This window comes from Pantoea sp. SORGH_AS_0659, from assembly GCF_031453915.1.
GTDB lineage: Bacteria > Pseudomonadota > Gammaproteobacteria > Enterobacterales > Enterobacteriaceae > Pantoea > Pantoea leporis.
Window position 1 is genome coordinate 1,555,820 of the sequence record NZ_JAVJAK010000001.1, and the last position, 13,698, is coordinate 1,569,517.

General features: G+C 52.5%; 13 protein-coding genes. 6 read left to right on the plus strand and 7 right to left on the minus strand.

Annotation, left to right across the window (positions count from 1 at the left end; all coding sequences use genetic code 11):
• Positions 1-63 precede the first annotated feature (63 nt).
• The 6 genes from Q3H59_RS07260 to puuD all read right to left on the minus strand — a co-directional run bounded on the left by Q3H59_RS07260 (position 64) and on the right by puuD (position 5,539).
• Complete coding sequence (locus tag Q3H59_RS07260) at positions 64-1,539, minus strand: glucosyltransferase domain-containing protein (RefSeq protein WP_309834044.1); 1,476 nt, start codon at positions 1,537-1,539, stop codon at positions 64-66.
• Complete coding sequence (locus Q3H59_RS07265; RefSeq protein WP_309834046.1) at positions 1,532-2,467, minus strand: glycosyltransferase family 2 protein; 936 nt, start codon at positions 2,465-2,467, stop codon at positions 1,532-1,534. Before Q3H59_RS07265 ends, Q3H59_RS07260 begins: the two co-directional genes overlap by 8 nt.
• On the minus strand, positions 2,464-2,823 hold the full coding sequence (locus Q3H59_RS07270) for a GtrA family protein (protein WP_309834048.1): 360 nt from the start codon (positions 2,821-2,823) through the stop codon (positions 2,464-2,466). The genes Q3H59_RS07265 and Q3H59_RS07270 overlap by 4 nt, the downstream gene beginning before the upstream one ends.
• Before the next feature lie 95 nt (positions 2,824-2,918).
• Entirely contained in the window at positions 2,919-4,196 is a 1,278-nt protein-coding gene (locus Q3H59_RS07275) for an FAD-binding oxidoreductase (protein WP_309834050.1), read from the minus strand.
• Between the two features lie 24 nt (positions 4,197-4,220).
• Positions 4,221-4,778, minus strand: coding sequence for an HTH-type transcriptional regulator PuuR (gene puuR, locus Q3H59_RS07280; protein ID WP_277973779.1), 558 nt, complete (start codon positions 4,776-4,778; stop codon positions 4,221-4,223).
• The gene (puuD, locus tag Q3H59_RS07285) at positions 4,775-5,539 is read right to left on the minus strand and encodes a gamma-glutamyl-gamma-aminobutyrate hydrolase (protein ID WP_309834052.1); all 765 of its coding nucleotides are present in this window, start codon (positions 5,537-5,539) and stop codon (positions 4,775-4,777) included. Before puuD ends, puuR begins: the two co-directional genes overlap by 4 nt.
• 213 nt (positions 5,540-5,752) lie before the next feature.
• Here puuD and Q3H59_RS07290 point away from each other — a divergent pair, with 213 nt between their 5' ends.
• Both Q3H59_RS07290 and Q3H59_RS07295 read left to right on the plus strand, forming a co-directional pair.
• Positions 5,753-7,168: a glutamine synthetase family protein gene (locus tag Q3H59_RS07290; RefSeq protein ID WP_405041645.1), complete on the plus strand. Its 1,416-nt coding sequence runs from the start codon at positions 5,753-5,755 to the stop codon at positions 7,166-7,168.
• Positions 7,169-7,539: 371 nt separating this feature from the next.
• Positions 7,540-8,898, plus strand: a complete 1,359-nt coding sequence (locus tag Q3H59_RS07295) for an APC family permease (RefSeq protein WP_101763400.1) — start codon at positions 7,540-7,542, stop codon at positions 8,896-8,898.
• Between the two features lie 165 nt (positions 8,899-9,063).
• Here the strand turns inward: Q3H59_RS07295 and ygbI are convergent, their stop codons facing one another.
• Entirely contained in the window at positions 9,064-9,825 is a 762-nt protein-coding gene (gene ygbI / locus Q3H59_RS07300; protein ID WP_309834055.1) for a DNA-binding transcriptional repressor YgbI, read from the minus strand.
• A gap of 259 nt (positions 9,826-10,084) precedes the next feature.
• On the opposite strand from ygbI, the gene ltnD reads away from it, so the two are divergent.
• Genes ltnD through Q3H59_RS07320 form a run of 4 tightly spaced genes read left to right on the plus strand, consistent with a single transcriptional unit; the run spans position 10,085 to position 13,657 of the window.
• On the plus strand, positions 10,085-10,993 hold the full coding sequence (gene ltnD / locus Q3H59_RS07305; protein WP_101763402.1) for an L-threonate dehydrogenase: 909 nt from the start codon (positions 10,085-10,087) through the stop codon (positions 10,991-10,993).
• A 2-nt stretch (positions 10,994-10,995) separates the two neighbouring features.
• On the plus strand, positions 10,996-12,255 hold the full coding sequence (gene otnK, locus Q3H59_RS07310) for a 3-oxo-tetronate kinase (RefSeq protein ID WP_309834058.1): 1,260 nt from the start codon (positions 10,996-10,998) through the stop codon (positions 12,253-12,255).
• Positions 12,252-12,878, plus strand: a complete 627-nt coding sequence (locus Q3H59_RS07315) for an aldolase (protein ID WP_101763404.1) — start codon at positions 12,252-12,254, stop codon at positions 12,876-12,878. The genes otnK and Q3H59_RS07315 overlap by 4 nt, the downstream gene beginning before the upstream one ends.
• Complete coding sequence (locus tag Q3H59_RS07320) at positions 12,878-13,657, plus strand: HPr family phosphocarrier protein (protein WP_309834061.1); 780 nt, start codon at positions 12,878-12,880, stop codon at positions 13,655-13,657. The genes Q3H59_RS07315 and Q3H59_RS07320 overlap by 1 nt, the downstream gene beginning before the upstream one ends.
• The last annotated feature ends 41 nt before the right edge of the window (positions 13,658-13,698 follow it).

Genomic DNA, 13,698 nt, shown 5'->3' on the forward strand with positions numbered 1-13,698 from the left:
ATAACAATTGTAAACTTCTAAAGTTCATGAAATTTGGCCTCGAATCTGATTCGAGGCCAAATGTTAGCATGAAGATTTCGTAAATGAGATGATTAATACATCACTAATTGAATAAAGGTTGTAATATTTACTTACTACAAAGGGTTTAATTTGGCAGAGGTTTTTTTTTGTGTCTTCATCTATTACTTTATATTGTAGTGTCATGCCATAATGATTGAGTAACTCTGCACCCCATAACCAATCGCCATTCATATAGACTGGTATGAGCCGAGACATAATCGGAAGTTTTGACTGAGCCAATGAAAATTGTTTAGATTCAGGCATTTTCCCTATAATATTGACATATTTAAATTCATTACCGTAATGGCTTGCGTCATTATAAATTGATGATGAAATCAAACTGTCAATATCCCTTTGGCTGGAGGATGCGTTAGAGAAAGAGTAAGAATAATATAACGCCACCCAAAGCATTGGTAAACAAACTAATGTTTTTAAATGGTTGTTTTTTATTACACGCAAAATTATTAGTGAAAAATACAAAAGGACGCCACCAAAGCAAATTAATACTCGCGGTGCAAATACTGGAAATTCTAAAGTCAGAAGTGGTGCAAAAGAAAAAATAAAAATTAACAAAGGCGAAGATAGTAATATGGCGAAGGAGAGTGCATTTTTCCTCAATCCATCGTCATATAAGTCTCGAGCGATAAAAATTATAGATATTAAAAATATTAGAGCGTATGTAATTGTGGCGAATAATGGTATGCTTGCAATCCATTCATTGAAATACCACAAAACGTTACTTAGGTTTTTCTCAAATGGAACTAATGAATCGATATTCAAAGGAAGCGTTTTTGAGTGCGTTAAATTATATTCACCCTCGACAAATTTAGACGCAATGAATATCCTATATATTACATAGCCGATGGTAATTTGTAATAATCGCGATAAGGTTCTTAGTAAAATGTGTTTATTACCAAGTTTGCTAAACTTTGTTGTTAACTCGATTACTGTAAGAATAGCAAATAAACCAAGCGATGCTTGATATAGTGACAATGAGCATATTATCATTGTAATTGATAATATTACATCATAAGCGTTATTAAATCTTATAATAAAGGGAATAATCAATGTTATTAGACTAAGTGACATAGTCAGTGAATCATACTTATAGGACAAGTTTTCAATATAAAATGGATTAGCTATAAAGAAAAATATAATAGCTGTAGTAGATATGTAAGAGAGTGTAGGGAAATTAGTTTTTGCGTAGAAATATAAGGTTCCTGCTAACAAAATAACGCTCAGTATTTGGTTTAGCGGAGAGATGTCGAGTAATGGAGTGCCGTAGTTTAATGCAGACATCAGCATATCACTAAGTGGTCGGCCATTTAGCCCCCATCCGGTATAACCATATAATGTTCTTCCCAAATCATCAATATATAATCTACCAGTAAATATTATAGGAAAACAATACATTACAAGTAATATTGCAAGGGAGATAAATACTTTATTATCGTTTTTCTCATTGAAAACTTTAGTCATGTGAAATCTTCTCTTTTGATTTTTTAAGAATAAATCTTGGTCTTCTTTTTGTCTCTAAATAAATTCTGCCAATATATTCACCAAGTACGCCAATCCCAATGAGTTGAATACCACCTAAAAACAACATGGAAACCATAATGGAAGGATAGCCTTTAACAGGGTTGCCCCAGAAAATAGTATCAATTACCATCCATGCGCCATAGATGAATGAAAGGGCAGCGACGACAAGCCCGAGATAAGTCCAGATACGAAGCGGGAAGGTTGAAAACGAGGTTATCCCTTCAAGTGCAAGGTTCCACAGTTTCCAGCCATTGAATTTTGTTGTACCAGCAACACGTTCAGCGCGAATATATTCAACGACTTCAGTTTTGCCGCCGACCCAGCTGAGAACACCTTTCATAAACAGGTTACGTTCTTGCAGCAGTTTGATATTTTCCACTACGTCGCGTGACATTAAGCGGAAATCACCCACGTTTTCTTCAATTTTTGGCGAGCTGATCTTGTTATGCAGTTTGTAAAACCACTCAGCAGTCTTACGCTTTAGATGAGAGTCTGTGCTGCGATCAACACGTTTCGCCAGAACAATATCCGCGCCCAAATGCCATTTATCGACCATCAAAGGAATGACATCAATAGGATCTTGTAAATCGACATCAATAGGGATAATAGCATCGCCAGTTGCTGCTTCAAGGCCAGCAAAAAGGGCTGGCTCTTTACCGAAATTGCGTGTAAACGAAATATGTTTAACTAAAGAATCGTCCGTCTCAATTTCAGTTAGTACCGCTTCTGTCTTGTCTGTGCTGCCATCATTTACAAAAACCAATTCAATATCATATTTTTGAAAGGGTTCAAATTCGCGTACTGCTTTATAGAAGAGGGGAATGGCCTCCTCTTCATTCAGTACTGGAACAATAAGAGATAATTTCATTTACTTGTCCTAAACACGAAAAACTTAGAGTAGGCGAAGCCGCAAACCAAGCTGAGTGCAGAGAAGAAAACCAATGTAATAATTGGATTAATGTGCAGATAGTCAGCTGTCCAGCCCACGGCTGTTGCCATTGCGCCCATAAAGCAGATATAGAGAAGATATCGAGTGGTGGTCGCTTCTGCGTTAAACGTCCATTTTGCGTTGGCAAAGAATGAAAAGGTTACCGCAACACAAAACGCCACGAGGTTAGACAGGGATTGGCTACCAAAGATGGCATAAAGTGCGGCAAATACGCCCCAATGAATGAGCGTATTAATTACACCTACAGAAGTGTATCTAGCGAACAACCTCAACATTTTGCAGCCCAAAAATTAAAGAGCCCGATCCTGACATTACTGCTGTTTTATAGCAAGTTTTGGTAAAGGAATGTCGAGAAATTGTAATCAGTGGTTCACACCCCAAACCGATCCCTTAACGCATACCACGCCGCTCCCATCGCGGTAAGCGGCACCTTAAACCGTCTCCCACCTGGAAACGGCAGATGCGGCAATTTTGCGAAGGCATCAAATCTCTCCGCATGCCCACGCAGCACTTCAGCAATCAGCTTCCCCGAAAGATGCGTACAGGTCACGCCGTGCCCGCTGTCACCCTGCATAAAGAACGCATTCTTCTCCACCTGCCCAAACTGCGGCATGCGCGATAGCGTGAGCAGGAAATTGCCGCTCCAGCGGTGGCTGATTTTGATGTCACGCAGCTGCGGAAAGGTGCGCAGCAGCTTAGGGCGAATCAGCGCTTCGATGTCATCCGGCTCGCGTGCGCCATACACTACGCCGCCGCCGTAGAGCAGGCGGTTATCGGCGGTGAGGCGGAAGTAGTCGAGCAGATAGTTACAATCTTCAACGCAGTAATTGTTCGGCAGCAAACCCAGCGCCTGATCGCGCGTTAAAGGTTCGGTGGTGACGATCTGCGAACCGCACGGCATGCTTTTGCCTGTCAGGCGCGGTTCAAGCTGTGACGGCAAATAAGCGTTACCTGCAAAAATCACGAAGGTGGCGCTGACTGCGCCCTTAGCGGTTTTTATTCGATGCGGTGCGCCGTATTTCACTTCAATCGCCGCTGACTGCTCATAAATGCGCCCGCCGTGACGGCGAATCGCTTCGGCTTCGCCCAGCGCCAGATTAAGCGGATGAAGATGCCCGCCGCGCTTATCGAGTAAGCCACCGACGTAGCGATCGGTCGCTACTTCGCGCCGAATGCCGCGTTCGTCGAGCAGCTCCAAATCGTGATTGCCGTAGTGTGCCCAAAGGGCTTTTTGGCTGCGCAGATGGCCCATTTGCCGCTGATTCAGTGCGGCGAAAATGCCGCCGGGACGATAGTCGCAGGCGATAGCGTAACGGTCGATGCGGTCGCGAATGATCTCCGCGCCTTCAAACATCATGCTGCCAAGCATTTGTGCGGTCTGTTTGCCGTAGCGCTGCTCAATCACATCCACGTCGCGGCTGTAGGAGTTGACGACCTGGCCGCCATTGCGGCCGCTGGCGCCAAAGCCGATTTTCGCCGCTTCAAGCAGCACCACGTCGTAACCGGCTTCGGTGAGAAACAGCGCGGACGAGAGCCCGGTAAAGCCGCCGCCAATGATGCAGACATCGCACTGCACTGACTCTTGCAGCTCCGGCCACGGCTGGTGGGCGTTGGCGGTAGCGGCGTAATAACTTCCCACATGTTGCATGACATCCTCCTTAAGCGCGAAACCTTAGAAATTGGCGGGCGTATGCGCGCTAACAATGCGACACGGCTGATCTGAGGTATTGGTAAAACTGTGCGGCAAGCCGGTATCAATCACATAGCTTTCACCGCGATAGAGATGGTAACTCTGGCCGTTGACCACCAGCATGATTTCCCCTTCCAGCACGGTGCCGGTTTCCTCGCCGGGATGGCGTAACTTCTCGCCGGTGCTGGCGCCGGGTTCATAACGCTCCAGTAGCATCGCCAGCGCGCGTCGTGCGGCACCGTTATCGATCAGCATCAGCGATACGCCAAGGCTGCCGATCTCCACGCACTCTTCCGGGCGCACAATCACCCGCGGCGTGGCATTGATTTTGGGTTCGGAGAAAAACTCTGAGAGCGAAAGCCCGTAAACTTTCAGCAGCTTCTGTAAGGTGCTGACGGCCGGGCTCACTTTGTCCTGTTCAATGGTGCTAATGGCGCTGTGCGTTAAACCTGATAACTCAGCGACGCGACGCTGAGACAATCCCAACTCCTGCCGGATCTGCGATAAGCGACGTCCGGGTGCCAGAGTGGCATCATTCATGGCTGTTTTTCCTTGTGATAACAGACAGCGGCGTGGATAAAAGCCTCAAACAAACGGCGCGAGACCGGATCGCGATCGGAGTGCCATTCCGGATGCCATTGCACCGCAAGGGCAAAAGGGTGCTTTGGCAGGCTTACGGCTTCAACCAGCCCATCGGGCGCGCGCGCTTCGACACGCAGCTGCGGACCGGTTTCACGGATGCCTTGCCCGTGCAGCGAGTTGACAGCAAATGGTTCGGCGCTGCCGAGCAGTTGGCTCAGCATGCCATCCACTTCTGGCTGCACGGTATGTACCGGCGCGTATTGCTCATCCAGCGGCAGCGCGTCGTTTTCGCGATGCTCCTGAAACAGATGTGTCATATGCAGCTGGCGATGCAGCGCACCGCCATTAGCGACCACCAGCTCCTGCAAACCGCGACAGATACCGAACATCGGCATCTTTTTACCCATCGCATGGGTGATGAGCCCAAAGGCGAGGCGATCGCGCGCCGGATCGGCATGCGCCTCTTTACCGTCTGCGCCGTAATGCCAGGGTTCGATGTTGCTGGGGCTGCCGGTCAGCAAAATGCCATCCAGCACGGTCATACTGTTTTCTAATAGATGAGGTGCCTGCATCAGTTGATGCGGTAATGGCAGCGGCACGCCACCGGCAAGCACGATAGCGTCGAGATATTTGTTGTGAACCGTTTGCCCTACGTGGCTGCCAATAAAGTTCTGGCACATCACTACGCCAATCAAGGGCTTGTCAAAAATAATGCCCATAACGTCTCCGCGTTGCTGTTCAATATTTTCGCCGGAAATGCGCGGCTGGCCTTAAAAGTGTGCAATATTTTGTCAATCTAGCAACCGATCGTTCATTCCTCAAACAGAATTGTTACATTTGCACACTTTTTGCGTTAGCGCTATGTTAGTGGAGTGGCTGTTATTTTGAGCATTGCGCGCACCAATATTAAACGGTAAAGGGCGGGTGGGATCATGACGAACCTCGTAGAAGTAGAAGACTTCACGCGACACAGTGAAGAGAAGCGAACAAGCGCGTTCCAGCTGGAGGTCAAAACCTGGCTGGAACGCCATCCTGAAACGCAGTATGTCGATATTCTTCTTAATGATTTAAATGGGGTATTTCGCGGTAAACGCATTCCCATCTCCGCATTGGCAAAACTGGAAAAAGGGTGTTACTTCCCGGCCTCGGTTTTCGCTATGGATATTCTCGGTAACACCGTCGAAGACGCCGGACTGGGTCAGTCACTGGGCGAACCCGACCACCTCTGCATGCCGGTGCCCGGCACCTTGATTCCTTCTGCCGCCGATCCCACGCACATCGCTCAGCTGTTGCTGACCATGTGTAACCAAGATGGCACTCCCTTTGACGTTGAACCCCGTAATGTCCTCAATCGACTGTGGCAACAGCTGCGTAATCGAGGATTGTTCCCGGTGGTAGCGGTAGAGCTGGAGTTCTATCTGGTGGATAAAAAGCGTGATGCGGAGGGCTTCATTCAGCCGCCGTGCTCGCCGGGCAGTGACGAACGCAATATGCAGAGCCAGGTGTATTCGGTGGATAATCTCGATCACTTCGCCGACGTACTGCGGGACATCGACCATCTGGCCAGGCTGCAAGGCATTCCCGCCGATGGCGCGCTGGCGGAAGCGTCGCCCGGCCAGTTCGAAATCAACCTGCATCACACGCGCGACGTGCTGAAAGCCTGCGATCACGCTATTCAGCTGAAACGGCTAGTGCGTCAGGTGGCGGAAAATCACGGCATGACCGCCACTTTCATGGCCAAGCCTTATGAAGAGTACGCAGGCAGCGGCATGCATGTGCACATCAGCATGCTGGATGCCGCCGACCACAACGCTTTCGCGCTTGATGACGGCAGCGATTCACCGCTGATGAAACGCGCGCTGGCGGGCATGATCGATTTAATGCCGGCTTCGATGGCGCTGCTGGCGCCGAACGTGAACGCCTATCGCCGCTTCCTGCCGGAAGCCTATGTACCGCTGCAGGCGTCATGGGGACATAACAACCGCACGGTTGCGCTGCGTGTGCCTTGTGGCGATGCGGATAACCATCGCATCGAGTATCGCGTGGCCGGTGCGGATGCAAATCCCTATCTGGTGGTGTCAACAATTCTTGCCGGTATCTTGCACGGTCTGGATAATCAGCTACCTTTACCGCATGCGGTGCAGGGCAATGGACATGAAGCCGAAGGGCTGGCATTACCGATTCGGCAGAGTGATGCGCTGTATGAATTCGAGAATAGCTATCCGCTGCAAAAGCTGCTGGGCGAGCGTTTTAGCGGGGTGTGGCACAGCTGCAAACAGTACGAACTGATGCAGTTTGAGCGCTTAATCACCTCGACGGAAATCGACTGGATGCTCAAGAATGCCTGAGTGCCGGAAGAATTGATCTAACGTCTTGTGCCGATGGCATAAGTTGGGGCAAAATACGCGCCCTGCAAAATGAGAACTAACCGACGTTAACCGCGTCGGTTATTTTTTTGCATGATGTACTCACTGACATTCACACGAGGCCGGACACGCATCCGGATAGATAGATACTGACAAACACGCTTGTGCGTGAGATTTGAGGAAAACAAAGATGGGACTGTTTAACATTGCACCAGCGCAGGCTGGTTCTCGCTTCCGTGATGACTACGGCGCCGCGACAATCGTAAACACTAATATCACTTCTCACTGCAGCAAATTGCGCAGTAGCCCTGTAGCCCAACCGATCGCGGTTGTCGTCTGCGGGGGCCTGAACAATGTCGCTTAACACCTCTGCCGCACCTCAGCGTGCACACCTGAAAAAATCTCTGACCCTGATCCCGGTTGTCATGATGGGCCTGGCGTATATGCAGCCAATGACCCTGTTTGATACCTTCGGAATCGTGTCTGGATTGACCGACGGCCACGTCGCCACCGCTTATGCTTTCGCCCTGATCGCGATTCTGTTTACTGCCGTGAGCTACGGCAAGCTGGTACGCCGCTTCCCATCTGCGGGCTCCGCTTACACCTATGCTCAGAAGGCAATCAGTCCGCACGTCGGCTTTATGGTTGGCTGGTCATCACTGCTGGACTACTTGTTCATGCCGATGATCAACATCCTGCTGGCGAAAAGCTACTTTGAGACGCTGGTGCCGGGCATTCCGTCGTGGATTTTCGTGGTGCTGCTGGTGGCCTTTATGACCATCTCCAACCTGCGTGGAATCAAAACCGTTGCCAACTTCAACAGCGTGATCGTGGTGCTGCAGGTGGTAGTGATGGTAGTGATTACCGGTATGGTGGTTTACGGTGTGGCACACGGTGTTGGCGAGGGGACATTGACCAGCAGCAGACCGTTCTGGTCTGAGAATGCGCACGTAGTCCCGATGATTACCGGTGCGACCATTCTCTGCTTCTCGTTTCTTGGTTTTGACGGTATCAGTTCGCTGTCAGAAGAGACCAAAGATGCTGAACGCACGATCCCGCGCGCAATTTTCCTCACCGCGCTGATTGGTGGTGTGATCTTTATCGGTGTTTCTTACTTCCTGCAGCTGTACTTCCCGGACATCTCGCGTTTCCAGAATCCGGACTCTTCACAGCCAGAGATCATGCTGTTCGTGGCGGGTAAAGCGCTGCAAATTGGCATCCTGATCTTCTCGGTGGTGACGGTGCTGGCATCCGGTATGGCCGCGCACGCAGGCGTTTCACGTCTGATGTACGTGATGGGCCGCGATGGCGTGTTCCCGCAGCGTTTCTTTGGCTTCGTGCACCCGAAATACCGCACGCCGTCACTGAACGTGCTGCTGGTGGGCGCGGTCGCGCTGATGGCGATCAACTTCGACCTGGTAACCGCAACTGCGCTGATTAACTTCGGTGCGCTGGTGGCGTTCACCTTTGTAAACCTGTCGGTGATTGCGCAGTTCTGGATCCGTGAGAAGCGTAACAAGACGCTGAAAGATCACATCAACTATCTGGTGCTGCCGGTAATGGGTGCCCTGACGGTGGGTGCGTTGTGGATTAACCTGGAAGAGACCTCCATGGTGCTCGGCCTGGTGTGGGCTGCGATTGGTATTATTTACCTCGCCTTTGTGACCCGCACCTTCCGCAACCCGGTTCCGCAGTTCAGCGAAGAAGTGTGATTTGATCGACGTCGCTGTCCCCCTCCTCGGTCCTCCCCCATAAATGGGGGAGGAAGATGCTGCCATATGTGAGTTCTGAAGCTGCATGTGGCAGCGTCTCCTTCCCCCGCTAGCGGGGGAAGGCCGGGATGGGGGACAGCGAGCACCGACCGGGAACAGCACGCACTATCCCGCCAACACCAACTCCCAACGCCCCGCACTCAACGCCTCGCGTCCCGCTTTACTCAACCCCGCATCGGTAATCAAGGTATCAAACCGCTCCAGCGGCAACGCCAGATGCGTCGCAATCTTGTTGTACTTCGAACTGTCGCTTAACAACACGCGTTTACTACTCACATCGCTCGCCGCCAGCTTCACCGGCACCTTATCCTCATCCGGCGTAAACAGCCCGCGCGGGCCCCAGCAGGACGCGGAGATAAACGCGATATCAATCGCCAGCTGGCGCAAACTTCTGGCCGCCGCTTCACCGACGCTGGATCGGTTCTCACGACACACCGTACCGCCGGTGTGAATCAGCTTGCAGCCGCTGCTCTCCATCAGCAGGCGCGCAATCACGAAATCGTTGGTCACCACCAGCAAGTCATCACGCTCAAGCAACTCGCGCGCCAGCGCCAGTGTGGTAGTGCCGGCATCGAGATAGATGCAGCTATTACGCGGAATATGACGCGCGGCATACTGCCCAATCGCCATCTTCTCGCCGCTATACATATTGGTTTTCGCCAGATGCGACGGCTCCGCCGCCAGACGATCCGCCGAGCGCACGCCGCCCGAAACAGACAATACCGCACCTTGCTCTTCCAGCTTCTGCACATCGCGACGTATCGTCATATGCGACACACCCAAGCGCTCAGTGAGCTCGGCAATGCTAACCACGCCGCGTTCGCCCACCAGCGCTAAAATTTGTTGATGACGTTCAACCGGAATCACCTTGCTCTCCCTGAATTATCATTTTTTCACATTGTAGATCATCGATTCACAGCCCGCAGCACAATTTATCTCGCCGTAATCTAAGCAGAAATCCCATCTGGACTGACTTCGAAGCGCTGACCTCCGGCTGTGAATCCATGTTAATCCTTGCGCGCATAAGTTAATTTTTGTGATATCACGCACGTTTATTCGCCACTGACTGCGGCAGACTTAACACCAATGAACAAATTATCACTTAAATTAACAATGGAGGTTTGCTATGTCAGCAACCGTGAATAACATCGGCGTGATTGGTTTAGGTTCCATGGGCATGGGTGCAGCGCAGTCTTGCATCCGTGCAGGATTAAATACCTGGGGTGTTGATCTCAATCCGCAGGCGCTGGAAACCCTGCGTCAGGCCGGTGCACGTGATGCGCAAACCTCCGCTGCCCGCTTTGCCGCTGAACTCGATGCGGTGCTGCTGCTTGTGGTGAATGCCGCGCAGGTTAAAGCAATCCTGTTCGGTGAAAACGGCGTGGCGGCGCAGCTCAAGCCCGGCACCGTGGTCATGGTCTCTTCTACCATCTCTTCACAGGATGCGCAGGCGATTGAACAACAGCTGGCGCAGCATCAGTTGCTGATGCTGGATGCACCGGTTTCCGGCGGCGCAGCCAAAGCTGCAGTTGGCGAAATGACGGTAATGGCGTCCGGCAGCGATGAAGCTTTTGCCCTGCTCAAGCCTGTGCTGGATGCGGTGGCGGCGAAAGTCTATCGCGTGGGCAGCGAAATCGGTCTCGGCTCAACCGTAAAAATCATTCACCAGTTGCTGGCGGGCGTGCACATTGCTGTGGGCGCTGAAGCGATGGCGCTCGCCGCGCGCGCTGGAATCCCGCTCGACACCATGTATGACGTGGTGACCAACGCCGCCGGTAACTCATGGATGTTCGAGAACCGCATGCGTCACGTGGTGGATGGCGATTACTCGCCGAAATCAGCGGTCGATATCTTCGTTAAAGATCTCAATCTGGTGGCGGATACCGCCAAGTCGCTGCACTTCCCGCTGCCGCTGGCTTCTACTGCGCTCAATATGTTTACCGAAGCCAGCAACGCCGGCCACGGTCGTGAAGATGACAGCGCAGTGATCAAGATCTTCAGCGGCATCACGCTGCCGCAGGCGAAGGAGCAATAATCATGCGTTTAGGCGTTATTGCAGACGATTTTACCGGCGCAACCGACATCGCCAGTTTTCTGGTGCAGAACGGTCTGCCGACCATCCAGTTCAACGGCGTGCCGGAAAGTCATGACGCGCTGAGCGCGCAGGCGATTGTTATCAGCCTGAAATCACGCTCATGCCCGGCACAGCAGGCGATCGATCAGTCTCTGGCGGCGCTGCAGTGGCTGCAACAGCAGGGCTGCGATCGTTTCTATTTCAAATATTGCTCCACCTTTGACAGCACCGAGCAGGGCAATATCGGCCCGGTGACTGATGCGCTGTTGGCGGCGTTGGGCGAAACGCAAACGGTGATCTCGCCGTCGCTGCCGGTTAACGGTCGTACGGTGTATCAAGGCTATCTTTTTGTCGCCGATCAGCTGCTGTCTGAATCGGGCATGCGCCATCATCCGGTAACGCCAATGACCGATAGCAATCTGGTGCGTTTGATGACGCGCCAGGCCAAAGGCCAGGCCGCAGTGATCAACGCCGCGCAATTGGATCAAGGTGCTGATGCGGTGCGTGCGCAGCTGGATACCCTGAAAGCGCAGGGCATCAACTATGTGGTGATGGATGCGCTGCACGAGCAGCATCTGCTGACGCAGGGCGAAGCGCTAAAACAGACGCGCCTGGTGACCGGCGGTTCAGGCCTGGCGATCGGTATCGCCCGCGCCTGGGCAACGCAGCAGCAGAACAGCGATGCTGAACACGCCGGGCGCCCACAAGGCGATCGCGCGGTGGTGATCTCAGGCTCCTGCTCGCAAATGACCAACCGTCAGGTGCAGGCGTATCGTCAGCAAGCGCCCTCGCATGAAGTGCTGGTGGAGCGCTGCCTCGATAACGCCGAAAGCTATGCGCAGGAACTCTGTGACTGGGTTGCAGCGCATCATCAGCCCGATCTGGCGCCCTTGCTGTTTGCTACCGCCGATGCGCAGCAGCTGCAAGCCATTCAGCAGCAATACGGCGCGGCGCGCAGCAGTGAAGCGGTTGAAAAGCTGTTTGCTGCGGTAACCCGTGAACTGAAAACCCGTGGCTGGCAGCGCTTCATCGTTGCTGGCGGTGAAACCTCGGGCGTGGTGGCACAAAGCCTTGGCGTTACCGCATTCCACATTGGCCCGATGATTTCACCGGGCGTGCCGTGGGTACGCGATATCCATCAGCCGCTGTCGCTGGCGCTGAAATCAGGCAACTTTGGCGACGAACAGTTCTTTGCCCGCGCACAACAGGAGTATTCAGCATGACGGAACAACAAGCACGCGAAGAAATGGTACAGCTCGGCGCGTCCTTCTTTCAGCGCGGTTACGCCACCGGTTCAGCGGGCAATTTGTCGCTGCTGCTGGAGGATGGCAACTTGCTGGCGACGCCAACCGGCTCCTGCCTCGGCGAACTGCAGGCCGATCGCCTGTCGAAAGTGACGATTCAGGGCGAATGGATCTCCGGCGACAAGCCCTCGAAAGAGGTGGCTTTTCACCGCGCGCTCTATCTGAACAATCCCGCGTGCAAAGCGGTGGTGCATCTGCACAGCCACTATTTGACGGCGCTCTCCTGCCTGAACAATCTCGACAGCGAAAACTGTATTCGTCCGTTCACGCCGTATGTGGTGATGCGCGTCGGCGATGTGCCGGTGGTGCCGTATTACAAGCCGGGCGATCAGCGCCTGGCAGACGATCTGGCCAATCTGGCCTCGCGTTATAACGCCTTCCTGCTGGCCAATCATGGTCCGGTGGTGGTGGGCAAATCCCTGCGCGAAGCTGCCAATAACACTGAAGAACTGGAAGAGACCGCGCGCCTGATGTTTACGCTCGGTGACCGCTCGATTCGTTATCTGACCGATAGCGAAGTCGCGGAATTGAGGAATGTTTAATGCCTAAGTTTGCAGCCAATCTATCTACGCAGTTCGGTGAGTTGCCGTTTATCGAACGCTTTGCCGCCGCGGCCAACGCCGGTTTTCGCGCCGTTGAATTCCTGTTCCCGTATGACTTTCCGGCCAAGGTGATTAAAGCCGAGCTGGAAAAACATCAGCTGGAACTGGTGCTGTTTAACACCGCTGCAGGCAACGTGCAGGCGGGCGAGTGGGGCGTTTCCGCCATTCCGGGCCGTGAACAGGAAGCGCGTGCCGATATCGATCGGGCGCTGGAGTATGCGCTGGCACTCAACTGCCGGCAGGTGCATGTGATGGCGGCAACGGTGCCAAACGGTGCCGATCGTGCAGCCTATGAAGAGACTTTCGTGCGTAATATGCATTATGCCGCCGAGCGTTTTGCGCCGCACGGCATTCGCCTGCTGCTGGAAGCACTTAATCCAGTCACTAAACCGAATTATCTCTACGCCAGCCAGTATCAGACGCTGGCGATGATGGCGCGTATCGATCGTGCCAACGTCTTTACTCAGCTCGATCTGTTCCATGCACAGCTGGTGGACGGCAATCTGACGCATCTGATTCGTGAATACGCTGGTCGTTATCGCCATATCCAGATCGCCTCTGCGCCGCATCGCCACGAGCCGGATGAGGGCGAGATCAACTATTCCTATCTGTTCGACCTGCTGGATGAAGTGGGTTACGACGGTTGGGTGGGATGTGAATACATCCCGCGCGGCCGCACTGAAGCCGGCCTCGACTGGTTCGCGCCTTACGCTAAATAAATTTTTTTAACCACCCAGCACAGGGATTTTCAGCACTGTGC

What these genes read in the sequence shown, in the direction of transcription:
- Q3H59_RS07260 (WP_309834044.1), bottom strand. Translation starts at nt 1,539, where the DNA reads ATGACTAAAGTTTTCAATGAGAAAAACGATAATAAAGTATTTATCTCC.
- Q3H59_RS07320 (WP_309834061.1), top strand. Translation starts at nt 12,878, where the DNA reads ATGCCTAAGTTTGCAGCCAATCTATCTACGCAGTTCGGTGAGTTGCCG.
- puuD (WP_309834052.1), bottom strand. Translation starts at nt 5,539, where the DNA reads ATGGGCATTATTTTTGACAAGCCCTTGATTGGCGTAGTGATGTGCCAG.
- Q3H59_RS07290 (WP_405041645.1), top strand. Translation starts at nt 5,753, where the DNA reads ATGACGAACCTCGTAGAAGTAGAAGACTTCACGCGACACAGTGAAGAG.
- Q3H59_RS07265 (WP_309834046.1), bottom strand. Translation starts at nt 2,467, where the DNA reads ATGAAATTATCTCTTATTGTTCCAGTACTGAATGAAGAGGAGGCCATT.
- puuR (WP_277973779.1), bottom strand. Translation starts at nt 4,778, where the DNA reads ATGAATGATGCCACTCTGGCACCCGGACGTCGCTTATCGCAGATCCGG.
- Q3H59_RS07270 (WP_309834048.1), bottom strand. Translation starts at nt 2,823, where the DNA reads ATGTTGAGGTTGTTCGCTAGATACACTTCTGTAGGTGTAATTAATACG.
- Q3H59_RS07315 (WP_101763404.1), top strand. Translation starts at nt 12,252, where the DNA reads ATGACGGAACAACAAGCACGCGAAGAAATGGTACAGCTCGGCGCGTCC.
- otnK (WP_309834058.1), top strand. Translation starts at nt 10,996, where the DNA reads ATGCGTTTAGGCGTTATTGCAGACGATTTTACCGGCGCAACCGACATC.
- Q3H59_RS07275 (WP_309834050.1), bottom strand. Translation starts at nt 4,196, where the DNA reads ATGCAACATGTGGGAAGTTATTACGCCGCTACCGCCAACGCCCACCAG.
- Q3H59_RS07295 (WP_101763400.1), top strand. Translation starts at nt 7,540, where the DNA reads ATGTCGCTTAACACCTCTGCCGCACCTCAGCGTGCACACCTGAAAAAA.
- ltnD (WP_101763402.1), top strand. Translation starts at nt 10,085, where the DNA reads ATGTCAGCAACCGTGAATAACATCGGCGTGATTGGTTTAGGTTCCATG.